General features: G+C 69.2%; 18 protein-coding genes and 1 pseudogene. 13 read left to right on the top strand and 6 right to left on the bottom strand.

Annotation, left to right across the window (positions count from 1 at the left end; translation table 11 throughout):
• Window positions 1–54 precede the first annotated feature (54 nt).
• The 6 genes and pseudogenes from A3CE_RS0144170 to A3CE_RS59050 form a co-directional block, all read left to right on the top strand.
• Window positions 55–627 (top strand): DUF998 domain-containing protein, encoded by a 573-nt coding sequence (locus tag A3CE_RS0144170; protein ID WP_020646533.1) that lies wholly within the window; start codon window positions 55–57, stop codon window positions 625–627.
• Window positions 624–2657: a glycosyltransferase family 4 protein gene (locus A3CE_RS0144165; protein ID WP_020646532.1), complete on the top strand. Its 2034-nt coding sequence runs from the start codon at window positions 624–626 to the stop codon at window positions 2655–2657. Before A3CE_RS0144170 ends, A3CE_RS0144165 begins: the two co-directional genes overlap by 4 nt.
• 391 nt (window positions 2658–3048) lie before the next feature.
• Window positions 3049–3990: an ABC transporter ATP-binding protein gene (locus A3CE_RS0144160; protein WP_020646531.1), complete on the top strand. Its 942-nt coding sequence runs from the start codon at window positions 3049–3051 to the stop codon at window positions 3988–3990.
• Window positions 3987–4826, top strand: a complete 840-nt coding sequence (locus A3CE_RS0144155) for an ABC transporter permease (RefSeq protein WP_020646530.1) — start codon at window positions 3987–3989, stop codon at window positions 4824–4826. Before A3CE_RS0144160 ends, A3CE_RS0144155 begins: the two co-directional genes overlap by 4 nt.
• Window positions 4827–4872: 46 nt before the next feature.
• Complete coding sequence (locus A3CE_RS0144150) at window positions 4873–6168, top strand: sensor histidine kinase (RefSeq protein WP_043793148.1); 1296 nt, start codon at window positions 4873–4875, stop codon at window positions 6166–6168.
• A gap of 50 nt (window positions 6169–6218) precedes the next feature.
• Window positions 6219–6323, top strand: a pseudogene (locus tag A3CE_RS59050) (hypothetical protein); the annotation flags it as partial.
• Window positions 6324–6532: 209 nt separating this feature from the next.
• On the opposite strand, the gene A3CE_RS0144145 reads toward A3CE_RS59050, so the two are convergent.
• Window positions 6533–7153 (bottom strand): phosphatase PAP2 family protein, encoded by a 621-nt coding sequence (locus A3CE_RS0144145; protein WP_020646528.1) that lies wholly within the window; start codon window positions 7151–7153, stop codon window positions 6533–6535.
• A gap of 119 nt (window positions 7154–7272) precedes the next feature.
• Between A3CE_RS0144145 and A3CE_RS0144140 the strand changes: the two genes are divergently transcribed.
• The 3 genes from A3CE_RS0144140 (at window position 7273) to A3CE_RS0144130 (ending at window position 9673) form a co-directional block, all read left to right on the top strand.
• Complete coding sequence (locus tag A3CE_RS0144140; protein WP_020646527.1) at window positions 7273–7650, top strand: BlaI/MecI/CopY family transcriptional regulator; 378 nt, start codon at window positions 7273–7275, stop codon at window positions 7648–7650.
• A gap of 4 nt (window positions 7651–7654) precedes the next feature.
• Window positions 7655–8611: a M56 family metallopeptidase gene (locus A3CE_RS0144135; protein ID WP_020646526.1), complete on the top strand. Its 957-nt coding sequence runs from the start codon at window positions 7655–7657 to the stop codon at window positions 8609–8611.
• A gap of 237 nt (window positions 8612–8848) precedes the next feature.
• A complete protein-coding gene (locus A3CE_RS0144130; RefSeq protein ID WP_020646525.1) occupies window positions 8849–9673 on the top strand; it encodes a ZIP family metal transporter in 825 nt (274 codons plus the stop codon).
• Between the two features lie 136 nt (window positions 9674–9809).
• Here the strand turns inward: A3CE_RS0144130 and A3CE_RS0144125 are convergent, their stop codons facing one another.
• On the bottom strand, window positions 9810–10433 hold the full coding sequence (locus tag A3CE_RS0144125; protein ID WP_026469447.1) for a DedA family protein: 624 nt from the start codon (window positions 10431–10433) through the stop codon (window positions 9810–9812).
• A gap of 420 nt (window positions 10434–10853) precedes the next feature.
• On the opposite strand from A3CE_RS0144125, the gene A3CE_RS0144115 reads away from it, so the two are divergent.
• Window positions 10854–12437, top strand: a complete 1584-nt coding sequence (locus A3CE_RS0144115; protein WP_020646522.1) for an alkaline phosphatase family protein — start codon at window positions 10854–10856, stop codon at window positions 12435–12437.
• A gap of 42 nt (window positions 12438–12479) precedes the next feature.
• On the opposite strand, the gene A3CE_RS0144110 is transcribed toward A3CE_RS0144115, so the two are convergent.
• The 3 genes from A3CE_RS0144110 to A3CE_RS0144090 form a co-directional block, all read right to left on the bottom strand.
• Window positions 12480–13310 carry an undecaprenyl-diphosphate phosphatase gene (locus A3CE_RS0144110; RefSeq protein WP_245589842.1) on the bottom strand — a complete coding sequence of 277 codons (831 nt, stop codon included), beginning with the start codon at window positions 13308–13310 and terminating at the stop codon, window positions 12480–12482.
• Window positions 13311–13494: 184 nt separating this feature from the next.
• Entirely contained in the window at window positions 13495–14919 is a 1425-nt protein-coding gene (locus A3CE_RS0144105) for an RlpA-like double-psi beta-barrel domain-containing protein (protein WP_026469446.1), read from the bottom strand.
• A 1119-nt stretch (window positions 14920–16038) separates the two neighbouring features.
• Window positions 16039–16311, bottom strand: a complete 273-nt coding sequence (locus A3CE_RS0144090) for a DUF1883 domain-containing protein (RefSeq protein ID WP_260473795.1) — start codon at window positions 16309–16311, stop codon at window positions 16039–16041.
• Between the two features lie 319 nt (window positions 16312–16630).
• On the opposite strand from A3CE_RS0144090, the gene A3CE_RS0144085 reads away from it, so the two are divergent.
• The 3 genes from A3CE_RS0144085 to A3CE_RS57040 all read left to right on the top strand — a co-directional run bounded on the left by A3CE_RS0144085 (window position 16631) and on the right by A3CE_RS57040 (window position 20351).
• Entirely contained in the window at window positions 16631–17059 is a 429-nt protein-coding gene (locus A3CE_RS0144085; protein ID WP_020646517.1) for an ATP-binding protein, read from the top strand.
• Window positions 17060–17231: 172 nt separating this feature from the next.
• Window positions 17232–17477, top strand: coding sequence for an STAS domain-containing protein (locus A3CE_RS0144080; RefSeq protein WP_020646516.1), 246 nt, complete (start codon window positions 17232–17234; stop codon window positions 17475–17477).
• 660 nt (window positions 17478–18137) lie between these two features.
• The gene (locus tag A3CE_RS57040) at window positions 18138–20351 is read left to right on the top strand and encodes a tetratricopeptide repeat protein (protein ID WP_125592169.1); all 2214 of its coding nucleotides are present in this window, start codon (window positions 18138–18140) and stop codon (window positions 20349–20351) included.
• Between the two features lie 373 nt (window positions 20352–20724).
• Here A3CE_RS57040 and A3CE_RS0144060 read toward each other — a convergent pair whose 3' ends face one another.
• A complete protein-coding gene (locus tag A3CE_RS0144060; RefSeq protein WP_125592167.1) occupies window positions 20725–22701 on the bottom strand; it encodes a hypothetical protein in 1977 nt (658 codons plus the stop codon).
• Between the last annotated feature and the right edge of the window lie 830 nt (window positions 22702–23531).

The following is a 23531-nucleotide window of genomic DNA, read 5'->3' as shown; positions in this document are numbered from 1 at the left end:
GAGGTGACTCCGCGGCGGGCGTTTTCGCCTACTCCCCTGGCAACTCTGACACTGGTGACGGCCGCCGTCGCGCAGGTGATCATGGCCGGGTTGACCTTCGGGTTCGCCGGCAGCGTCAACCCGCTGCGCGACCCGGTCAGCGATTACGCCTGGCATCGCGGCGGCCGGCTCCTGTTCGCCGTCGCCGTCCTGCTGCTGCTCGCGGCGGCCGGAGCGCTCGCCGCCGCGGCCCACCTCGCCGCGTTGCCGCGAACCCCGCTCGCGAGCGTTCTCTTCGTGCTGTGGACGGCCGGGCTGATCGTGGTGCTGGTGTTTCGCAGCAACGTCAGCGCGACGGACCCGACCGTCTCGGGGGAGATCCACCGCGTCGGCGGGGCTGTGCTGTTCACCAGCCTGCCGCTGGCGGCCCGGACGCTGAGCACGCGGCTGCGCACCGAGCCCCGCTGGCTGCCCGCGGCGTCCGCGGTGCGCCGCGGCGCGACGGCCGGCCTCGTGACGGCCGCGGCGTTCGGCTTGACCCAGCTCGTCGGCTGGCTGCCCCTCGGCTTGCTGGAACGGGCCGCGCTGCTGGGTGAGTTCACCATCGTCGCCACCGTGGCGACCGCGCTGCGCAGGGCCGTCCGATGACCGCGCTCGCCATCGTCTGCGCCCTGCTCGCCGCGGGCATGTTCGCGGCCGCGGCCGCCCGGCAGCACCGCGAGGTCACCGGCCTCGGCGTCGAGGGCGCACCGAAGCTGCGGACATTGGCCCGGTTGCTGCGCTCCCCCGGCTGGTGGTTGGGCACGGGCCTGGCGACCGGGGGCAGCCTGCTGCACATCCTCGCCCTGTCGCTGGCCCCGCTCGCCGTGGTCCAGCCGCTCGGCGTCTTCAGCCTTGTCCTCACGGTCGTCTTCACGCGGCGAGCGCGGACGCCCCGGGTGCTCGCCGCCGTCGTGCTCGTCTTGACCGGCGTCACCGGCTTCGTGACGCTCGCGGCGTTCACCACCCCGACTACCTCGATCACGTTCGGCGGCGCCGAATCGGTGGCGGTGACCGGGTTCGTTCTAGCCGCGATCGCCTGGTTCGTGCAGGCGGGCTGCGCCGTGCCGGCCGCGGCGGCCGCTGTCCTGTTCGGACTCGGCTCGTCGGTCGTCCACGCCGCCGTCACCCAGCCGTTCGCGGCGGCCGTGCTGCTCGGTGGTCAAGCACTGCTCCTGCTGGGCGCCGGTGGGGTGCTCCTGCACCGCGCCTACGCGGCGGGGCACACCGCTGTCGTCGTCGGCACCACGACCGTGCTCGATCCGCTGACCGCCGTCGCCGTCGCGGCCCTGGTCTACGGGGAGACGCCGCACCTGACCGCCACCGTCGCGATCCCGGCGGCGGCCGCCGCACTCGTCGCTCTCACCGGCGTGTGTGTGCTCGCCGGCGCTCTGCCGCAAGCCCGTCATCGAGCCCGTCATCGAGCCAAGGAGAATCCCGTGTCCCCCTCCGGCCTTCGCGTCCTGATCGGCGCCGACACCTTCCCGCCCGACATCAACGGCGCGTCCTTCTTCGCCGGACGACTGGCCCACGGGCTCGCCCGCCGGGGCCACGACGTCCACGTCGTCTGCCCCTCCCACGACGGCCCCCCGAGCACCGAGCAGCGCGACGGCTACACGATCCACCGGGTCCGGTCGCGGGCCATCCCGTTCCACGGCGGCTACCGGTTCTGCACCCCCGGTGGCGCCCGGCAGGCCACCGGGCCCCTGCTGGACCGGTTGCGCCCCGACGTCGTGCACGTCCAGGCCCACTTCGGGGTGGGCCGTGCCCTGCTCGCGGCGGCGGCCGCCCGCGGGATCCCCGGCATGGCCACCAACCACTTCATGCCCGACAACCTGCTCGGGTACACCCCGTTCCCCCGGCGGGTGAAAGACACGATCGCCCGCTGGGCGTGGCGGGACCTCGTGCGGGTCTATCGCGACGCGCGCCTGGTGACCACGCCGACGCCGCGTGCGGCCGAGGTCCTGGCCACCATCGGGCTCGAGCGGCCGGTCGAAGTCGTCTCGTGCGGCATCGACCTCGCGCACTACGCCGCCCCCGCGCGCCCCGCCGATCGGCCGACGTCGGTGCTGTTCGTCGGCCGGCTCGACGCGGAGAAGAACATCGACCAGCTGCTGCGCGCCATCGCCCCGCTGCCGCACGTCCGCGTGGACCTCGTCGGCGACGGGACTCGCCGCCAAGAACTCAAGGCGCTCGCCGGGGAACTGGGCGCCGCCGGCCGCGTGACGTTCCACGGTTTCGTGTCCGACGCCGAACTCGTCCACCGCTACGCCGAGGCCGACGTATTCTGCATGCCCGGTACCGCCGAGTTGCAGAGCCTCGCCACGATGGAGGCGATGGCCGCCGGCCTGCCCGTCGTCGCCGCCGACGCGCTCGCCCTCCCGCACTTGGTGCACCACGGGACCAACGGTTACCTGTTCGAGCCGGGCGCGGTCTCGACGATTTCCCGGTGGATCGCCGAGCTGGCCGCCGACCCGGCCGCGCGGGACCGCATGGGTGCGGAGTCCCGGGCGATTGTGGCGCGGCACGACATCGACGGTGCCCTGGCCGGTTTCGAGGCGCAGTACCGGATCCTGCTCGGCCTGCCCACCGCTGCCGCGTCGGCCAGAGGGAACGAAGAGGCGGTCACGACCGCGTAGCAGCCGACCGGGCTGGACTTTCCTCCATCTCAAACCAAGCAGAACGGAGCAGCATGATCGAGGCACGAGCAGTGTCCAAACGCTACGGCGAGAGAGTGGCCGTGGACGACTTGACCTTCACGGTGAAACCCGGTGCGGTGACCGGTTTCCTGGGCCCGAACGGGGCCGGGAAACCGCGACACTGGTCTGCCTGACCTACCTGGCCGTCACGATCACGGTCACGGCAGTGTGCGTCACCCGCCGCGACCGCTGAGCGCCCGGCGTCGTACCGCGGTACTACACGGCGTCCCGGATCACCTCCCGCGGTACCACGATTGTCCCGATTTCCCGGCCTACCGTTGCGGGCAGGAACGAGCCGGGTTGTCCGGCCCGCGTACCCAGGGGATGACCGATGATCGAGGCACACCAGCTGACGAAGCGTTACGGGGAGAAGACGGCGGTGGACCGGCTGGACTTCACCGTCCGGCCGGGCACTGTCACCGGGTTTCTGGGACCGAACGGCGCCGGGAAGTCCACCACCATGCGGCTGATCGTCGGGCTGGACGCCCCGACCGGCGGCTCGGTGCAGGTCAACGGCCGCCGCTACGCCGAGCACACCGCGCCGCTGCAGGAGGTCGGGGTTCTGCTGGAGGCGAAGTCCGTCCACCCGGGACGGTCGGCGTTCGACCACCTGCTCGCCCAGGCCCAGACGCATGGCATCCCACGCCGCCGGGTGGACGAGGTGATCGAACTGACCGGTCTGCAGTCCGTCGCCAAGAAACGCGCGGGAAGCTTCTCGCTCGGGATGGGGCAGCGGCTGGGGATCGCCGCGGCCCTGCTCGGCGACCCGGCCACGGTCATGCTCGACGAGCCGGTCAACGGGCTCGATCCCGAAGGCGTCCTGTGGATCCGGAACCTGCTCACCGGGCTCGCCGCCGACGGGCGCACCGTGTTCGTGTCCTCGCACCTGATGAGCGAGATGGCGCTGGTCGCCGAACACCTCATCGTCGTCGGCCGCGGCCGGCTGCTCGCCGACACCACGGTGGCCGACCTCGTGCGCGACGCCGGCGGCGACACCGTGCAGGTGGCCACCGCCGACCCGGCGCGGCTGCGCGAGGTCCTGGCCGGCCCGGGCGTCGAAATCGCCGGCCGCAGCGGGTCCGAGGAACTGCAGGTGACCGGCCTGTCCGCCCGCACCGTCGGGCTCAAGGCGGCCGAGCACGGCATCGCACTGTTCGAACTGACCGCGCGGACCGTCTCGCTCGAACAGGCCTTCATGGACCTGACCCGCGACGCCGTCGAGTACCACGGCGTCACCACCACCGGCATCGACACCCTCGGGAGGGCGGCATGACCACCATGACCACGAATCCGGCCGCGACGGCCGCGCCCACCCGGCCGGCCTACCGGGTGACCTGGCGCCACGTCCTGCGCTCGGAGTGGACGAAGCTGTGGTCGCTGCGCTCGACGTGGATCACCCTGGGCCTCGGTCTGGTGTTCCTGGTCGGGTTCGGCCTGATCTCCGCCGCCCGCTACCAATCGAACATCAGCTCCGGGCAGCCGCTCGACCCGGACTTCGCGCAGGCCACCGCCGTCAGCCTGTCCCTGTTCGGGACCAACTTCGCGCAGCTGGCCCTGGGTGTCCTGGGTGTGCTGGTCGCCGCCGGTGAGTATTCGACCGGGATGATCCGCTCGACGCTGACCGCGGTCCCGCGCCGCCTGCCGGTGCTGTGGGCCAAATCGGGGGTCTTCGGGCTGGTCGCCCTGCTCGTCGGGGTGGCCGGTGCGTTTCTCGCCTTCCTCTTCGGCAGCGGCATCGTTTCCGGGACGCCGGCCGCGATGACGCTGTCGGACGCCGGCGTCGTGCGCACCCTGTTCGGCGCCGGTTTGTACCTCGGGCTCGTCGGCGTGATCGGCGTCGCCCTGGGCGCGCTGCTGCGGTCGGTGGCCGGGGGCATCTCGGTCCTGGTCGCCGCGCTGATGCTGATCCCGGGCCTGATCTCGCTGCTCCCGAAGGCGTGGCAGACCGACCTCGGCCCTTATCTGCCCAGCAACGCGGGCCAGTCGATGTTCGCCCTGACCCACGACAGCACCAGCCTGTCCCCCACCGCCGGGCTGCTCGTCTTCGTCGGCTGGACGGTGCTGGCGCTGGGTGGTGCCGCCGTCCGGCTGGTCCGGTCCGACGCTTGAGTCCCCGGCGTCGGCGATCGTCGTCCACGATGGACAGGTGACCCACGTGAGCAGCAGCGACCACGCCGACGCCGGGGGGTGGCCGGCACACCCCCTCGTCGCGCGGCTGACGCGGCTCGGCCACCGGCTCCGGCAGGCGGACCGGCGCCGTCCGTGGGTGCTGGACCTGGCCGTCATCGCCGCGATGTTCCTGCTGTTCTGCCTGCCGGACCTGATCCCCCACCAGGAGGACGACGACCGGGGGCCGGAGCAGCTGCTGCTCACGTTCACCCACCTGCCCGTGGGCGGCACCCTGGCCCTGCAGGCCGGTCTGCTGCTGCCGCTGCTGTGGCGGCGGCGCGCCCCGTCGGCCGCCCTGGCGATGACGGCGGCGGTGTTCGTGGCGCAGTGGTCGCTCGGGGTCTTCCTGCGCGCCGACGTCGCCCTGCTCGTCGCGCTGTACAGCGTGGCGCTGCACGGTCGGCTCCGGCACCTGCCGTGGGCCTGCGCCGCCGAGATCGCGCTGCTGCTGCCGGTGGCGGCCAGGGTGTCGGCCGTGGTGTCGTTCTGGGGAGCCCTGTTCTTCCTGCTCAGCGCCGTGACCGCGGCCGTCACGCTCGGACTGGCGGTCCGGATCCGCCGTGCCCAGCTCGCCGGCCTACGCGACCGCGCGGCTCGTCTGGAGGTCGAACGCGACCAGCGCAGCAAACTGGCCACGGCCAGCGAACGCGCCCGCGTCGCCCGCGAAATGCACGACATCATCGGCCACAACCTGTCGGTCATCATCACCCTGGCCGACGGCGGCGCCTACGCCGCCGACGTCACCCCGCACCGGAGCAAGGAAGCCCTCCGGCTCGTCGGCGACGCCGGCCGGCAAGCCCTCGGCGAACTGCGGCGCATGATGGGTGTCCTGCGCGACCGGACGGACGCCCCCGAGCTGAATCCCCAGCCCGGCATCGCCGACGTCGAACAGCTGTGCACCCGGTTCCGTGCCGCCGGGCCGGAGGTCGTCTACCGCTCCGCCGGCGAACTCGACACCCTCGACCGCGGAGTGCAGCTGATGGCCTATCGCATCGTCCAGGAAGCGCTCACCAACACCCTCAAGCACGCCGGGCCGCACACCCGCATCGACGTCCTGGTCGCCGCCGCGGACGCGGAGCTCCGCGTCCGCGTCCAAGACGCGGGCCGGCCCGACCGCACCGACCCGCTCCCACCATCCGCCGAGGAAGGGCACGGGCTGGCCGGGATGCGCGAACGCGCCGCCCTCTACGGCGGCACCGTCACCGCGGGGCCCGCGGCGACCGGCGGCTGGGTCGTCCAAGCCGTCCTGGACCTCACTCCGCTCACAGGCGGTGCGGCGTGACCACTGTTCTCATCGTCGACGACCAGCCACTGCGGCGCCTCGGCTTCCGGATGCTGCTCGAGGCCACGCCCGGCACCGAGGTCATCGGAGAGATCCTGGTCGCGATCGGCCACGGCTGGACCAACGGCGAGATCGCCGAACGCCTCGTCCTGTCCGAATCCACCGTCAAGTCCTACTTCGGGCGGGTGCTCGCGAAGATCGGCGCCCGGGACCGCATCAAGCGGCGATCCTGGCCTACGACCTCGGCCTGGCCCGCCCCCATGCACCCGGCTGACGGCACTGTTCTCCCGTCGCCGGCCGGCACCCGACGGCCGGGTCACCGTTGGCCGCGCCCTCGGCGAGGTCGAGCGTTTCCTGCCTGGCGTCAGTCCGTACGCGCCGAGATTTCCTCGGTCGCCGTTGCCCCGACCAGCGGGCGCCACCTTCCCGACCGCATCCGGACGACCAGCGCCGTCAGCGGCGTGCGCAGCAGCAAGCCGGCCAGCGCCACCAGGGCGCCCAGCACCGCACCGGCGACCACGTCATGGACGTAATGCGCGCCCAGGTACACCCGGGAAAACCCGATCAGTACCGCCACCACGAGCGAGCCGACCCCGATCCGGCGTCCGACCAGGCACAAGGCGACCGCCGCGGACACGGCGATCGTCACGTGGTTGCTGGGGAAGGAGTAGTCCGTCGCGAAGTCGCACGTGGCGACAGTCGGCACGGCCGGATAACGGATGCAGGGTCGTGGCTCCTCGACGAGGATCTTGACCAGGTTGCTCAGGCCGTAGGCCACGGCGACGGCGCCCGGCACCCAGAGCACGGCCGCCATCCGCCCGGCGTCCTGGGCGCGTGCGCGCCACCACGCCACTGCGACGACGAGTGCGAGCAGGACCAGGCCGGCGTTGGTGAAGACCTGGAAGAACCCGTTCAGCCACGGGGTCGCCCGGGCGAACCCGAGCACATCCAGGTACCAGCTGCCGTCGATGGCTCCGCCGTCCACTGCCGCGACCTCCCAGTCAACTACACTCTCGTAGAACTTCTACTGAATTGTAGATGATAGGGCGGGTCAGCCTGTCGCCGAATGCCGGACGGCCTTCGCCAGGTGGGTAGATTGGCGGTATGCGGATGCGGCGAGACGACGGCGCCCGGCGCGCTCCCGGTGCGCTCGAGGCCGAGGTGCTGACGGTGCTTCTGAGCGCCGACGGCCCGTTGGCGCCGGCCGAGGTGCAGGAACGGCTCGGGGCCGACCTGGCCTACACGACCGTGGTGACCATCCTGTCCCGGCTGCACGAGAAAGGCGTCGCGGACCGGGAGAAGCAGGGCCGCTCCTACCGGTATCGCGCGGTCGACGACGAGCCGGGGCTGGCGGCCCGGCGGATGACCAAGGTGCTCGACAGCGAGCCCGACCGCGACAGCGTGCTCGCCCGCTTCGTCTCGAAACTGTCCCCATCGGACGAACAGCTGCTCCGCGAGCTGTTGCGGCACAACGAAGGCTGACCGAATGGATCCCGACGTCTGGGTGCCTCTGGTGCTGCCGCTGGCGGCCTGGCCCCTGGCGCGCGTCGTCGCCCCGAGGGTGCCCCCGCGTGCGGCGAGCTGGCTGCTGACCGCCGGTTGCCTGGTGCTCGCCGTCGCCAGCACCGCCGCCCTGACGTTGCAGGTCTTCGCCGGCCTCATCCTCGTTCCGGCGGTCGCCCGCGCCGGCCACTGGTCGCCCGAAGCTCTGTACGGCGTGGAATCGGTCAACGTCCCCGCTTCGATCGGCTGCGGGCTTGTGCTGGCCGCGCTCGGTGGAGCGTTCGCCCGCACCACCGTCCGGTACGCGCGGTGGCACCGCGAACTGACCCGGCAACTCGACGGTCACGGCCCGGCACCGGGCGTCGTCATCCTGCGCGGCCAGGAGCCCGTCGCGTTCTCCGCACCGGGCCGTGGCGGCCGGATCGCGATCTCCAGCGGCATGCTCGACGCGCTCGGCCCGGCGGAACGGGACGCGCTCCTGGCCCACGAACGAGCACACCTCCGCCTCGGCCATCACCGCTTCCTCATCGCGGTCACCCTCGCCGCTGCGCTCAACCCCTTGCTGCGCCCGCTCTGCTCGGCGGCGAGGTTCGCCCTCGAACGCTGGGCCGACGAAGCCGCCGCGCAGCAGATCGGCGACCGGAAGGTGGTGGCCACCGCCGTCGCCAAAGCCGCGCTCGCCGGACGGGCCGAACCCGGCTTCGCCCTGGCCGCGACCGGCGGTCCGGTGCCACGCCGGGTGAGTGCCCTGCTGGCCGCACCCACCCGCCGGCTCCCCGCGGCGCTGCTCAGCGCCACCCTGGTCCTCGGCGTCACCGGCTGGTCCGCCCAGACCGTGGTCGACGCGGCCACTGACCTGCACCAGGACCTCGAATCCGCACAAGACCTCACCGGATACCAGCCATCGCCGGGCGCTCCCGAGCTTCTGCCCGGTGGGTAGGGGCGGTCACCCGCTACCTTCCACTCCTCGCGACCCGCTTGACCGACGTCACTTTGCCGTGCGCTAACCAATAGTTGGCCGCCCGCTTGCTTGAGTCCACAGTGGACCATGCACGAGTACTCCGTCGGCAGGAAACTTCGCCACCTTCGAATAATTAGGTACGCCTCACCTCTATGAGGCGAGCCTGCCCTGAGTTACGGTCGCAGCGTTCGCCGCGAGAATTCAGGAGCCACGCCCATGTCGCCCACCCAGATCGCCGTCCTCGGCGCCATCTCGGGGTTCACCATCTACCTCGGGCTCCCGCTCGGCCGGCTGCGAGCCGAGATGCCACGGCTCAAGACCTTCCTCAACGGCACAGCCACCGGCATCCTGGTCTTCCTGCTGTGGGACGTGCTCGCCCATGCGTGGGAACCGATCGACGCCGGGCTCGGCAAGGACGAACTCGGCGGAGTGCTCGGCAACGGCGCGGTTCTCCTGGTCACCGCCGGAGCGGGGCTGCTCGGCCTGGCCTACTTCGACCAGGCGGCCGCTCGCCGCCGGACGGACGCCCAGCGCGCGTACGGGCCGGGCGCCGCGTCGGTCGGCGAGCTGAGCGCGGTGAAGACAAGTGATCCCGCCTCCCGGCTGGCCATGACGATCGCGGTCGGCATCGGCCTGCACAACTTCGCCGAAGGCCTCGCCATCGGCAACTCGGCCGCCACCGGTGAGCTCAGCCTCGCCGTCCTGCTGGTGATCGGATTCGGGCTGCACAACGCCACCGAAGGCTTCGGCATCGTGGCACCCCTGACCGGCACCCGCCCGTCCTGGGGGTACCTCGCCCTGCTCGGCCTGATCGGCGGCGGCCCGACGTTCGTGGGCACGCTCGCCGGGCAGGCCTTCGTCAGCGAGACCCTCTCGATCGCGTTCCTCGGCCTGGCCGCCGGGTCGATCCTCTACGTGGTGATCGAGCTGCTCGCCGTCGCCCGCAAGGCGAACCTGAAGACCGTCACGACGTGGGGTGTGTTCCTCGGCCTCGTCCTGGGCTTCGCCACGGACGCGGTCATCACCGCGGCCGGAGCCTGACGAGCCGCGGATTCAACCACCGCCGACGTGGGGCGACGGCCGGCTTCTGGGCGATATCCGACGATAACGAGGCCAGAAGCGGCGCGAGGAAAGAGAAAGCCAGAGAACGATCAAAAGCCGGGTACCGCGCCGGGTTTCAGTGCTCGTCGGACGAGCGTTTGCGGCCGCGCCGCAGTTCCAGCGCCAACGGGATCAGCGAGACCACCACGACAACGGCGATGATCGGCAGGAGGTACTGGTCGATTCCGGGGATGCTGGCGCCGAGCACATAACCGGCCAGCGTCACCCCGACCGACCACAGCAGCCCGCCGAGCACCTGCCACACCAGGAAGGTCCGTGCCGGCACGTCGAGGATGCCCGCGAGCGGGTTCAGCACGGTCCGGACAACTGGGACGAACCGGGCGAGCACGATCGCTTTCGCGTACCCGTAACGGGAGAACAGTTCCTCGGCCCGCTCGATGCCCCGATGCAGCTGGGGGTTGCCGACCTTCCCGAGCAGTGCCCGACCACCACGGCGGCCGAGCACGAAGCCGACCTGCGCACCCGAGATCGCGCCGGCGACCGAGGCGACGAGCACCAGTGGCAGGGACAGGTGCACCGGGGCCGATGCGCTGGTGGTGCAGAACAACCCGGCGGTGAACAGCAGCGAGTCACCCGGCAGGAAGAACCCGACCAGCAAGCCGGTCTCGGCGAACAGGACCAGGAACACCCCGGCCGTACCGAGGCTGGACAACCAGGACGTCGCACTCAGCGGATTCACGCCGGTGACCACCTTCCGACGGCGGGCTTCGGACCGTTCGACCAACACTTCTACACTACTGTAGAAGCTCCGCGGGCCGCAGCTCGCGCAGCACCTCGCCGGCCGTCGCGCAGAGCACCTTGACGATCCAGAAACAGACCGTGGTTTCCGGCACTTCGTGGATTAGTGATCAGCGGGCGATGGCAAAAGGACGGTTAAATTGACTGAGCCACTCTGTTGTTCACGCATCCGGGTAACGTCCGTCTTGTCCTCGCTGCACGCTCTGCGGCGAATGCGCCGCAGCGTTCACCCGGAATTCGTTTCGGTGTGTCCTGGCCGCCGTGTGCCCGGCCTGGAATGCCTTCGGCGCCCGTACGGGCAGCCTCGTCGTCGAAGGAGAATTCCGTGCCGAGTACCCGAACGAGAGCCGCCGCGCTGGCCGTGATCGCCGCGGCCACCGCGGCCGTAGCCGCACCGCCCGCGTCGGCCGGTGACCGGTCCGCCCACGTCCTGCTCATCTCCGTGGACGGCCTGCACCAGTCGGATCTCGCCCGCTACACCGCCACCCACCCGGGCTCGGCACTGACCGCGCTGCTCAGCCACGGCACCGAGTACACCCACGCCCGCACGCCGGTGCCCTCGGATTCCTTCCCCGGCCTGCTCGCCCAGGTCACCGGCGGCACCCCGGCGACGACCGGGGTCTACTACGACGCGAGCTACAACCGTGCCCTCCTCCCGCCCGGCACGACCTCCTGCGCCGGCGCACGGCCCGGGACGGCGGTGAACTACACCGAAGACCTCGACCGCGCCAAGGACGCCATCGACGCCGGACAGGGCCTTCCCGGCCTGCCCGACAATGTCCTGGCCATGACCGGGGCACCGCAGACGCTGCTCGACCCGGCCGGGCTGCCCGTGGACCCGCGGACCTGCACGCCCATCTACCCGCACCAGTACCTCAAGGTCAACACCGTGTTCGAGGTCGCCCGGCAGGCCGGCCTGCGCACCGCGTGGGCCGACAAGCATCCCGCGTACGAGATCCTCGACGGGCCGTCCGGGACCGGCGTGCAGGACCTGTTCACCCCGGAGATCAACAGCCTGGTCCCCGGCGGGCCGGGCGACTGGACCGCCGACAACGCCGCGACTCAGCGCTACGACTCCTACAAGGTCCGTGCGGTGCTCAACGAGATCGGCGGCTACGACCACAGCGGTACGCACCGGGTGGGCACGCCGGCCGTTTTCGGGCTCAACTTCCAGTCCGTGTCCACCGCGCAGAAGCTGCCGCGCTCCGGCGGCCGCCCGGGCGGCTACCTGCCCGGCGACGGCGGACCGGGCCCGGTGCTGAGTTCGGCACTGGACTTCGTGGACCAGCAGGTCGCCGCCATCACCACCGAACTGAAACAGCGTCACCTCGACCGGAGCACCACCATCATCCTGTCGGCCAAGCACGGCCAGTCCCCCACCGATCCCGCCGCGCTGACCAGGATCGACGACGGCGCCCTGCTCGACGGCCTCAACGCCACATGGCGGGCGGTTCGTCCCGGAGCGGCCGACCTCGTCGCCCAAGCCACCGACGACGACGCCATGCTGCTGTGGCTGACCGATCGTTCCCCCGCCGCGGCGACGTTCGCCAAGAACTACCTGCTGACGCGCTCCGGGCTCGGCAACGACATCTCCGGAGCGCCGAAGCCGTTCGTCCATTCCGGACTGGATCAGGTCTATTCCGGCGACGATGCCGCCCGGTACTTCCACGCCCGGCCCGGCGACCCGCGCGTGCCCGACCTCGTCGGCATCGCCCACTACGGCGTCGTCTACACGGGTGGTACCAAGAAGATCGCCGAACACGGCGGCGCCGCGCCTGACGACCGCGACGTCCCCCTCGTGATCAGCGGAACCGGCCGTCCCCACACGATCGCCGCGCCGGTCGGGACCACGCAAATCGCCCCGACCATCCTGCACCTGCTCGGCCTGCGGCCGGACGCGCTTCAGGCGGTACGCATCGAGTGCACCCAGATTCTCCCCGGATAGCGTCCCGCCCGGCCGGAGCCTCGCCCCGGCCGGGCGGCCCGCTCAGGGAGTGAGGGCGCCGGTCACCAGCAGACCCAGCAGCCCGACACCGACCACGACCCGGTAGATCACGAACGCCGTGAACGTGTGCCCGGCCACGAACTTCAGCAGCCACGCGATGGACGCGTACGCGACGACGAACGACACCACCGTCCCGACGAGCAACGGCACCACGTCCAGCCCGCCACCGACCGCGTCCTTCAGCTCGTACACACCGGCGCCGGTCAACGCGGGAATGGACAGGAAGAACGACAGCCGTGTCGCCGCGACACGGTCCAGCCCACGCAGCAGCCCTGTCGAAATGGTAGCCCCGGATCGGGAGAAACCCGGGAACAGCAGGGCCAGGATTTGCGACGAGCCGACCAGCATCGCGTCCGGCAGCGTCGTCTCCGGCTCCCCACGCTTTCCCGTCCCGAAGCGGTCCGCGGCCCACATGACGACACTGCCCGCGATCAACGATCCCGCGACCACCCACAGGGAAGCCAGTGGTCCCTTGATCAGCGGCTGGAACAGCAGGCCCGCCACGACGATCGGCACCGTGGCGAAGATGATCCACCACGCGAACTTGTAGTCGTGCTCCTGCCGTGCTTCCGGCCGCGCCAGCCCGCGGCCCCACGCCGCGGCGAACCGGACGATGTCCCGGAAGAAATACACCAAGACCGCCGCGATGGCGCCGACCTGGATCACCGCGGTGAAACCCACCACCGCCTGATCGTCCACCGGAATGCCGAGAAACCCTTCGGTGATCTTCAGGTGCCCGGTCGAAGAGACCGGCAGGAACTCGGTCAACCCTTCGACCACTCCCAGGACCACGGCCTGGCCGATGTCGATCACGGTCAAAGTGATTCCTTCGCTACCGGCGGAAGTGTGCGCGGATCGAACAGTAGCGAACCGGACCCCCGCCAAGGCGCACTGCCCCACCGGTTTGACCGTCCGTTTACCTCCCTCGGCGCCGGACCTGCCGGCTACCGGGGACGGGCGTCAGTTCACGCTCATGCCCGCGCCCCGGTTCGCGCCGTCAGCCGACCTTTTCGATCTTCGCCTTGCGGATCAGCTGCTTGCCAGGCTGGTGAATCTTCGCGAACGCCGCGTTGTTCAGCAGCGCGCAGCTGCCGGACGTCGCGGTCACCGGCACGGTGATGGACTTGGCGTTGTCCAGGTTGGTGACCTTCAGCATGGTGCCGACCGGGAACTGGTTGCTGGCCGCGGCGGGTGCACCCGACTCGCCCGACAGCGTCACTGTCGCTCCCTTGCAAACGACGTCACCCGCGGCCGCGGCGCCGGACTGGTCCGCGGCGCCGGCCGCCGGGGCCAGACCATCATTGGCCGCGGTGGCACAATTGGCATCGGCGGCCGCTTCGCCGGCTGCGGCGTTCGGGTCCTTCGCCGCGGCATTCTTCTTGTCCTTCGCGGCGTCCTTCTTGTTCTGGGCCTTGTTCTCGGCGGCAGCCTTGTCGTCCTTGGCAGCCTTCTTGTCCTTGGCCGCAGCCTTGTCCTTGGCGGCCATGCCGTTCTGGTTCGCCATGCCGTTCTGATCGGCGGCCATCCCGTTGGCCGCGACATTGGGATCAACGGCGGCCGCGTTGGCTTGGCAAGCCTCGAGAGCAGCGCAGTCGGCAGCGTTGACTACGTTGTTGTCGGCGGCCGCACCGTTCTGGTCGGCGGTCGCACCGTTCTGGTCGACCTTGCCGTTGTTGTTGGCCATGCCGTTCTGGTCAGCCATGCCGTTGTTGGCCATGCCGTTGTTGGCCATGCCGTTCTGGTCGGCGGCGGCGCCGTTCTGGTTCGCCATGCCGTTGTTGTCGGCCATGCCGTTCTGATCGGCGGCCATCCCGTTGGCCGCGACATTGGGATCAGCTGCGGCAGCGCTTGCCTGGCAGGCTGCCAGCGCGGCGCAATCGGCTCCGTTGACAGCGGCGTTGTCGCCCGCGGCCGCACCGTTCTGATCGGCGGCCATCCCGTTCTGGTTCGCCATACCTTTGCCGTTGTGAGCCATACCGTTGTTGTTCGCCATGCCCTGCTGACTGGCCATACCGTCGGCAGCGGCGCTGGGGTCGGCCATCGCGCTCTGGCCGGCTGCAGCCACGGCGTCATTGGCCGCGCAGTTCAAGGCGGCCGCGGCCGCCTTGACCGCGGCGGCGCCCTTCGCCGCGCACCCCGCGGCCGTCAGCCTTTGCTGGATCAGATCCGCCACCGCCTGCCGGTTGGTGATCCTCGCGGCGGGCTGTACGTCCGGGTTCGCCTTCTGCCCCGCGATGAAGGTCAGATTGTTCTGTAACGCCGTCTCGAGACCCTGACAGCTCGCCGTCTGGGCCGTGGCGGCGTTGCCGTCCGGGCTGCTCAACGCGAGCACCGTCGCGGTGACTCCCGCAACTCCCAACAGGGCGGCGAGTCCGATCGTCGCCTGTTTGCGGTGTCGGCCGGAACTACGCAAGCGGGGCATGTGGGCCCCTCCTCTCTGGTCGCCACCTCACCTCCGGGACACGGCTGGGCGACACGAGTGGTTCAGACGGATTTCCCGCACTTCGTAACGAAAGTCCACGGCAATGCGACCGTGACGGCACGAAACATGCTCTGCCAACGGTGTTTTCGCGGATCCAACTGACAAGCGCGACAGAAATCCTTTGAGGGAGGAGATTTCACTCCGATGACGCCCACGCGATCCACAATGGACACTCTATCCTGCGGTCCGGGAAATTCACCGGGACGGCACGAGCGACGCTCAGGAGCCACGTGCTGCCTACTACTTCTACACCAATGTAGTAACGATGGCAAGTCGATACCTGTCCTGAGCACCTGGATCAAGGTTATCCGGAGGTTAACGGCACCTACTCGGCACTACGTCCTCGCGAACAACGACAGGAGAAGCGCAAGCCGGTAGTCCGCCGTCAAGGCCAGGACAGCGAAGCCGGCGGCCGCGAACACGGGACGACACGCTCATCACCCCACATCACCACCCCACGAACACGAGGATCCCGATCAAAGCCAGGACGAAGCGGAACGACGCGAGCGGCCACATCAGCCACCCGGCCGGCCTCTGCCGGACGACGGTCACCAGGGTCGAGTGACCGGCGAGCGGCGGCGGAGGCCGGCGACGGTCCTCGGTGCGGCAAGCTCACGACGTTCCCCGGTGAGGCGGCGAGAGCGGCATTCGTGATCGCCGTACTCGCCGTCGCGGCCTCCTACGACGTCTACCGCATCGGCGGCTCCGGGGCACAAGCCAGCCGGCAGGGTCAGTTCAGCGAGTCACCAACGTCACCGCCACCAGGTGGGGCGAACCGGTGACGCGCACCGTGAACGTGCTCGACCGGGTTCGGGTTACGGCTGATCGGTCAGCTGTCACTAGACCGGGGCGTCCGCACCGACGCCCCCGGCAAGACCGTCTGGGCGCTGGTTCTCTTGGACGTTTACCCCGCTAGCCTCTCGCAGACATAACCCGGCATCAACCCCCGCTCGCGAGCCAGTTCGTGTAATCCCATGGTCAGGGGCGCCGGTCGTCCATGACTTGTCTGCGCTCCTGTCATCTGCCCCTGGCAGCTCTTCGCGGTCGGCACCACGGATGTCACGAGACGACGGTGACCTCCACCTGAAATTTTCCGGCAGCCAATCCGTCGGTATCGACGGCGATGTACCAATGCCCGTCAGAGGGGACTTCAATGTCCAGCTGCGGCGTCGTCGCGACGCCTCCCATCATCCGATAGGCGCTCCTACGTCGATAACGCTCAACATTCTGCGCACTCAACAGGCGAACGTTCACGACGGCGTCGACGTGCACGCGCACAGTGGCAGATCGACGGAGCCAACCGAGGTCCAAAACGACCGGTTCCCAAAGCACCACAACCCTCCCGCGATGGTTGTTTACGCGCCAGAGTCCACACGGGAACCATGCAACAGCTTATTCACGAATCGTCGCTTTTCAATATCTTTGTGTTACAAGAGAAGCAGGACGAAATAAACGGACCGAATATTAGCTGCTGGGAACAGATGTCGCGCGCACTTCCGGGCCCCCGCCGCGGACAGCGTCGGCGACGTCCTCGGTCTCGACCTTCACAGTCCGACAGCGGGTTCACCGTCTCGGCCACCGGGTAACCAACCCCGACATCGACTCCTCGAAACAGACGCGGAGCCGCGGATCAGGAAGGGGTCCCGCCCCGATGCCGACCGAACAGCAGACAACGGAGCTGGACGACTCACTGCGCGTGGTCGCTCTCGAGGTCACCGACGACCTCGCCGAGCTGGCAAGGGTGCGCGCCTGGGCCGAGCGGTTGCTGCAGGACCTGCCCGAAGACCAGCGGGTCGACGCACTCATGGTCGTCGACGAGCTGACCTCCAACGCTCTCCGGCACGGGAAGCCACCCCGTCAAGTCCGCCTGCTGCGCAAACGCGACTGGCTCTCCGTCGAAGTCGACGACACCTGCATCGACCCCGCCTGCCCACGGCCACCTTCATCCGACGGCGGGCACGGCCTCAAACTGGTCGCCGCCATGAGCGTGTCCTGGGGACAATGGCAACGCCCCACGGGGAAGACCGTGTGGGCCGAACTCGACCTCACCCGCACCGCCGCACCCGATCACACACCCTGAGCGCGCCACTCAGCTCGCGGCCGCCGGACCGCTCGACTGCGCGCGATCCGGCGGCCGGCGTAGTCATCAGGCGTGGACCAGAACGTGGTCGACTACCCGGCAGTCAGCTGCAGGGGTGACTGATTCCCATCGCAGCCAGTTGCAGATGGCCCGGCTCCCTGGAGGGCGAGGGGTGCAGGTCATCGGCGATGTCGACCTGAGCACCCGCGACATCTGGCAGCGAGCCCTGGAAGCAGCGACCGCCAACGCGGCGCCCGCCCTGCTGGATCTGTCCCACCTGACGTTCATCGACGCCCGCGGCGCTGCCATGCTGGTCGACGCCGCACGCCACCAGCCCGACACGGCACCGCTCACACTCACCCGCCCACCAGCGATCCTGTCCCGGATGCTGACCTTGCTGTACCGGCCGCGGCAGTGAACATCGTGATCGAAGAACTGGAACTGTCATGAGCACGCCCGTCGCCGCACGCGATCACGAGCCGTTCATCCATCCGGCCCGAACTGGCCGCCAACGCCTACCTCCACGGCGGTGGACCGGTCCGAGCCCGCATCACCGCCCTGACCACGCCGTGCCGGGTCGTCGTCGAAGTCGACGACCTCTCACCCACACACCCACTCGCATCGCGATCGGGCTCCCCCGGCGACGTCTCCGAGTGCGGCATGACCGTGATCCACGAACTCGCCGACACCTGGAGCGTCCACGACAACCCGGACTCCGACGGCAAGACAGTCTGGGCCCGGCTCACCTGCGGCAGCCAGGCCCGAGCGCCCTGCCCCTGACAACGATCGGTTCACCCCCAAACGGCCACGGCGCACCGTCGTCTACGGCGCACCGGGCCCTCCGGCATCACGAGAGCGGACGGCGTCGAAGTCGTCGGTGAGGGTGTACCAGGGCTGTCCCAGCCCATCTTGGAACAGTCCCGGCGGCGCCTCCCCGCGCGCTCAACCAGGGGGGGGGCATGGGCGAGTGTTGTCAACGCCGATATCGCCGTAGCGTTAGCCGAGTGGTTTCCTCGATCGGCGGGAGTCTTCGGTGGCACGGGTAGTCCGAGGCTGGTGGTTGGTCACCGCGGCGGCCATGATCACCGCGGCACTCACAGCGGTCGGCAAGATCTACACGGGTGCGATAGTGGCGGGTGTAGTTGCTGCCGCTGGTGCGGTTGTCGCGGTGATCGCCGAACGCGGTAAAACACACATCGCCGAACGCGCCGCCAGCCGCTCGAAGAAGTTGTACGTCGAGCGCGTGGACCGGATCAGCGATCCGATCAGACTGGGTGTGCACCCTGCCGCATGGCTCAAGCATGCGGACGGTCACGCCGACCAGGTCCCGCCGTTCGTGGCGCGGGATCGCATGCCGGATGTCGAGGCTGCACTGAAGGCGGGTGGGTTCGTCCTCGTCGTGGGGGATTCCACGGCCGGCAAATCCCGGCTCGCGTATGAGGCGATGCGGGCTTGTCTGCCCCAGCACGCCTGTGTCCGGCCGATCGACTCGGCTGCGTTGGCAGCGGCAATCGTTGTCGCGAAACAGAAGCGGCGCAGTGTGCTGTGGCTCGACGATCTGGACGAGTACCTGGGTGCGGACGGCTTGACCCGGTCCGACCTGGATGGTCTCGGGGATCGAGTGGTGGTGGTGGCGACCTTGCGGGCACATCTCCGGGACGAGTTCAGCGCCCGCTACGACCCGGGACGACCGGCAAGCGAACGTACGGCAGTACGCGCAGGGCGTGACGTGCTCGATGCGGCGACGGCGGAAGTCCGCCTCGACCGCACATGGTCACCGACCGAGGTGAATGCGGCGCGTGAATCGTCAGACCCGCGTGTCGCGCTGGCGGTCGTCGTTGCGGACAAGCATGGCGTGGCCGAGACGATGGCTGCCGGGCCTGCTCTGCTCCGCGACTGGCACGATGCGTGGTCCGCGACACCTCGCGCGGCCGACCGCATTCATGGAGACGCGCGTGGAGCCGCCTTGGTGTCAGCGGCGGTGGACATCCGGCGCGCGGGGTATCACCGTCCGCTGGAGTTGCCCATGCTGCGGGCCTTGCACGAGGTCTACCTCGCCGATCGCGGTGGCGCGTTACTACACCCCGGCAGTTGGGAGAACGCCGTCGAGTGGGCGACGGCGGCGTTGCACGCCACCAGCAGTTTGATCGACCCGCAGACCTATCAGGCTTTCGACTACCTGGTGAACGAAGCATCACTGGATCCTGCGACTCCGACCATTCCGGAAGCGGTGTGGCGCACGCTGCTGGAACGGCTGGCCCCCGATGATGTGGTCGAAGTCGCCTGGAGAGCGAATTACGCCGGCTACGTACAGCACGTTGAGCCGGCATTTCATCGCGTTCTCGATTCCCGCCACTACCGTGCAGCCGCTGTTCTGGCGGAAATCCTGGACGACGCGGCCCAGAGCCACGCTCCAGACCTGCTCGAGTTGACCATCAGCCGTGCCGAGAGCGAGGAGGGCGTGTCGACCGAGGACCTCCTCGCCATGCGGCACAGCCTGGCGTGGATGCTGGGGGAGCGAATCGGTGGCCATGGCGATCCCGAGCGTGCGCTGGGCATGATCCGGCAGGTCGTGCGGGACGGCGAGTCGGTGCTGGGCCGGACCCATCCCCAAGTCCTGCAAGCCCGGCTCACCCTTGCCCGTCAACTGGGAGCATGTGGCGCGCACCAGGAAGCACTGTCGATCGCCAACGATCTGATCGCCCTTGCCAGTGAAGACAACGGTCCACAAGATCCTCTGACACTGAATGCGCGCTTCGAAGCGGCCGTCTGGACACGGCATCTTCAGGGGGCCGCGGCCGGCGCTGAATTGTTCGGCGAGTTGCTGGAAGACGCCCAAGCGATCGACACGACCTCCTGGTCGTTTGTCCTCGACACAGCATGGAATCTGGGCGGAGCGCTGCTCGACTCCGGAGATGTCGTCGCCGCAGTCTCGATCTTGGATCAGCTCGTCGTCGAAAGCGAGCGTGCCTACGGCCGCAAACACGCGCAGACCCTGCCGTTCCGTCGGACCCATGCCAACGCGATCGGCACGGCAGGAGACCCGGTCAAGGCTCTCGAATTGACGCGCGAGCTGGTGGAGGATGCCACACAGATCCTGGGTGAGACACACCTGACGACACTCCAGACCAAGGCCCAGTTGGCCGGCTGGATCAGTGACACCGGCGACAGGTCGGCGGCAATCGAACTGTTCGACAGCGTCCTCACTGAAGGCACTCGGCTGTTCGGCGAGGACCACTGGCTGATGACCGAAATCCGCGCCGACCTGGCCCAGCTTCATGATAATCGGTGAGCACACCGATCGGAGATCGTAGGGTCACGGTTCAGGTTGCGCTGCTGGTCCACGAATTTCACTCTCTCATCGGCATTTCCAGACGTTCGGTTGCCGCCGTGATCGGTCCGCAACGTGGATCCGGAGCCCTGGGCAGGGCTCGCGCAGCGACGAGGGATCTGCGCCCAACACGCCTCCAAACCGGACGGAGAACTGCACCTACCTGAACCTCACGCAGCTTCAATGACAGGTTCTCGTCCCGGGACATCCGCAGCGATGCGGTGTTCGGGCGTGACGGAGAACCCGCTTCACCAGTGTGGGGCCGCAGGGGCGAGCACTGTTCCTGAAGGCCGGGTACCAGGAATACATGACGGTGAACTGGCCTTATTGACGGTCACTGCAGGCCGTTGAGTCCGTCACGCATGATCGGGTAGACGACTTCTGGCTGGTTGAGGCCGTTCTGGATGGAGTCGAAGATCTCTATCCACAGGTCGTTGCCGATGTTGCGGCCACTGCTGTCGGTGGCTCCGCTGAACAGGGCACGCAGCTGTTCGGACCGCATCCCTGTTCCGTGCAGTGCGCGGTCGACGACGAGGTCTTGGATCATGTGGGTGGTGGCGCCGTGCTCGGGGGAGATGTCGAGCACGGACAGGTCGAGGAAACGGTTTCCCCGCAACACGACGTCGTTGTAGAACGCATCGGGGGAGAAGCTGGTTCCACGCGGCAGAACGACCACGGGGGCACCGGCTCGGCGTGACAACACCATGGCGGCTTGACCGTAACGGGACGCGGCGTCCCGGGGTGCCATGAGGCCGAGCAGGTGCTCTTCCAGCCAGATGTCGGCCAGCGCGTTCGCGATGGCGTCCGGGTCACGCACCGCACGCCATGCTCCCGGCAGCGCCCGGCGGAGTTGGTCGTTGGTGCCGATCCCAGGGTTGGCCGCGAGTTCGCCTTGCAGTTGGTCAAACAGGAGTTGGGCGTTGGGGGAGCCATTGGCGGCGGCGGCGCGCAGGCGGGGCAGGATCGCTTGACGCAGCCGGTCCGCGCCGCGTGCCTCGAAGCCGCCGCCGATCGCGCCCAACGTGGTGCCTGCCGCCGCGCCGACGACGAACCCACGCTCCATCGCCGTCATGATGCCGTTCATGTCCTGTCCCTGGATGGCGGCGTTCAGGCCGGCCTGCAGCGCGCCGATGACCGAGCCGGTGGCACCGCCGGAGATCGCCCGGGTCAGGGCTCGGCGGATGATCAACGACATCAGGCTGGAGTTGGCGGGCCCGAGCGCGGCCCGGACGGCCTGGCTGGCGTAGCTGGCCGCCACCCGCTCGGCCTGTGCGCCGGCGAAGGCCAGGACGCCGTCGACGAAGCCGCGGCGCATCCCTTCCCAGCCTTGCTCTGCGACCTGGCCGAAGTCGAAGTTGTCGGCGGCGTGCTCACTGCCGCGGATGAGGTCGACCACCGCGGCGCTGGCCTGAGCACCCAGCGTGCCCAACGCCTGCCCTGTTCCCTCGATGCCGGCCCCCAACGCGCCCATCCCCACAGCCGTACCGCCGTAGGTGAACGCGGTGAGTGCCGTGCTTCCCGCGCTCAGTCCCAAGGTGCCGGTGCCGAACGTGGTCAACGCACCGGCCACGACCGGCGCGGCAACCACCACAGCCAGCGCCACCGCGGTCGCGAACGACACGTCCCGAACGATCGTGGACACCCTGAGGATGCCCTCGGCGGAGTGGCTGAACCCCGTCAGGTACCGCTGGTACTCGTCGCGGTACTGGCTGGTCAGCTGCGCGGCTTCCTCGAACGTGGCACGCGCGTCCACGCTGGCCTGGCCGGTGTCGTTGATCCCAGCCGTGGTGACTTGTCCGGAGATGGCCGCGTCGAACCCACTGGCCGCCCGGTCCCACATCGGATACACCCGGGCCCAGCGCGTCGGGTCGGTCTCGTGCTCGGAGTTGAACCAGTCGATGACGCTGCCGGTGACACCGAGGTTGGTGTACCAGTTCTGCTCGTCCCGTTGGGTCGACTGGGCGCCTTCCCGCTCGAAGTCCACGAGCCGCCTGTAGTTGCGGTTGCGGATTTGCAGGTCAGCGCCCACGTCAGCGACGGACCGTCCGTCGACCTCCACGTTCGACGAATTCATCCGGGCCTCTTCCGGCCGGCACACCAACGCCTCCGGCGACGGCGCCGGACTGGACAACGGTGCCGGACCGGACGGTGCCGGACTGGACAGCAGCGAGTCCCGTTGGACGACCAGTCGCCCGAACGCGCCGTTGCCGCCGACACCCGCCAGCCATAGCGCACCCACCTGCTGTCGCGGAGCAGGCGCCTCACCGGAACCTTGCTCCGGCTCAGGACCCAACTGCCGGGCATACCGCACGTCTCATCTGTAGCACCGGCGAGCGCCGGTCGTCCAGCCCATCAGGGCAGTGCTTGGTGCCCGGCGCACGCTCAACCACCGCCACGTGTCGATCGACAACGTCAGTGGCTATAGGGGAAATTGTTGTCAGCATGCCTGGCATCATCGGATTCACGCCACCGGAGATCCGGCACCTGCTCACCAGACTGGTCTTGCGTGTCACCGACGCCGCCGAGCACATCTGGGCCCGACCATACCTCCGCCGGCGACGACAATATCAAGCCCGCGCCAGTCACTACGAACGATGGGCCGCCAAATCGCTTAACAGCCGTTACAGTATTAGACCAAATGTGGCATCTGAAGCCGACCTCATTGCGGTGGCCACGCTTCCTGAACGTGGCTGCATCCAAGACGGGACGCGCGGAAGCCTGAGTAGCACCTGACAACCGCTGGCAAGCGGGTCCGGGCAACAACGGACCAACATAGGCGCGACTCCCACATGGCAGTCATGATCGGCCAGCACAGCAGTGAGGGGTCAAGTCCGGGCGCGCAGGCCGGCATCGTCGCGACTGCTCCGCACCGCCATCATCGCGGTTGACACCACGGAGCTCACTGCGCGGCGAGGAGGCCGCGCGAGCGCGCGGCCTCAGTCGGCAACCTCCGCGCGATACCGCGGTGTCCCCGTGCGGCCGCAGTCCAGTGTGGCCGATCGACGCCTTCCTTCCCGCCGCTGGCCACTTCTGGAACTCGGCGACGATCACCGACTTCCCGCATCCGCGCGTCGAAGTCAGGGCCGCGACGCGTTCGGACTGCTACCCCGAGGCGGATTCTCGCCGGGTCTCCTTCTCAGC

Source organism: Amycolatopsis balhimycina FH 1894 (assembly GCF_000384295.1).
GTDB classification, from domain to species: domain Bacteria; phylum Actinomycetota; class Actinomycetes; order Mycobacteriales; family Pseudonocardiaceae; genus Amycolatopsis; species Amycolatopsis balhimycina.
The sequence above is the reverse complement of the archived record's forward strand: the minus strand, read 5'-3'. Positions and strand labels throughout refer to the sequence as shown.

Excerpts from the sequence above, each read along its gene's own strand:
- A3CE_RS57040 (WP_125592169.1), top strand. The coding sequence starts at position 18,138 with ATGATCACCGCGGCACTCACAGCGGTCGGCAAGATCTACACGGGTGCG.
- A3CE_RS0144085 (WP_020646517.1), top strand. The coding sequence starts at position 16,631 with ATGCCGACCGAACAGCAGACAACGGAGCTGGACGACTCACTGCGCGTG.
- A3CE_RS0144130 (WP_020646525.1), top strand. The coding sequence starts at position 8,849 with ATGTCGCCCACCCAGATCGCCGTCCTCGGCGCCATCTCGGGGTTCACC.
- A3CE_RS0144105 (WP_026469446.1), bottom strand. The coding sequence starts at position 14,919 with ATGCCCCGCTTGCGTAGTTCCGGCCGACACCGCAAACAGGCGACGATC.
- A3CE_RS0144140 (WP_020646527.1), top strand. The coding sequence starts at position 7,273 with ATGCGGATGCGGCGAGACGACGGCGCCCGGCGCGCTCCCGGTGCGCTC.
- A3CE_RS0144165 (WP_020646532.1), top strand. The coding sequence starts at position 624 with ATGACCGCGCTCGCCATCGTCTGCGCCCTGCTCGCCGCGGGCATGTTC.
- A3CE_RS0144160 (WP_020646531.1), top strand. The coding sequence starts at position 3,049 with ATGATCGAGGCACACCAGCTGACGAAGCGTTACGGGGAGAAGACGGCG.
- A3CE_RS0144135 (WP_020646526.1), top strand. The coding sequence starts at position 7,655 with ATGGATCCCGACGTCTGGGTGCCTCTGGTGCTGCCGCTGGCGGCCTGG.
- A3CE_RS0144155 (WP_020646530.1), top strand. The coding sequence starts at position 3,987 with ATGACCACCATGACCACGAATCCGGCCGCGACGGCCGCGCCCACCCGG.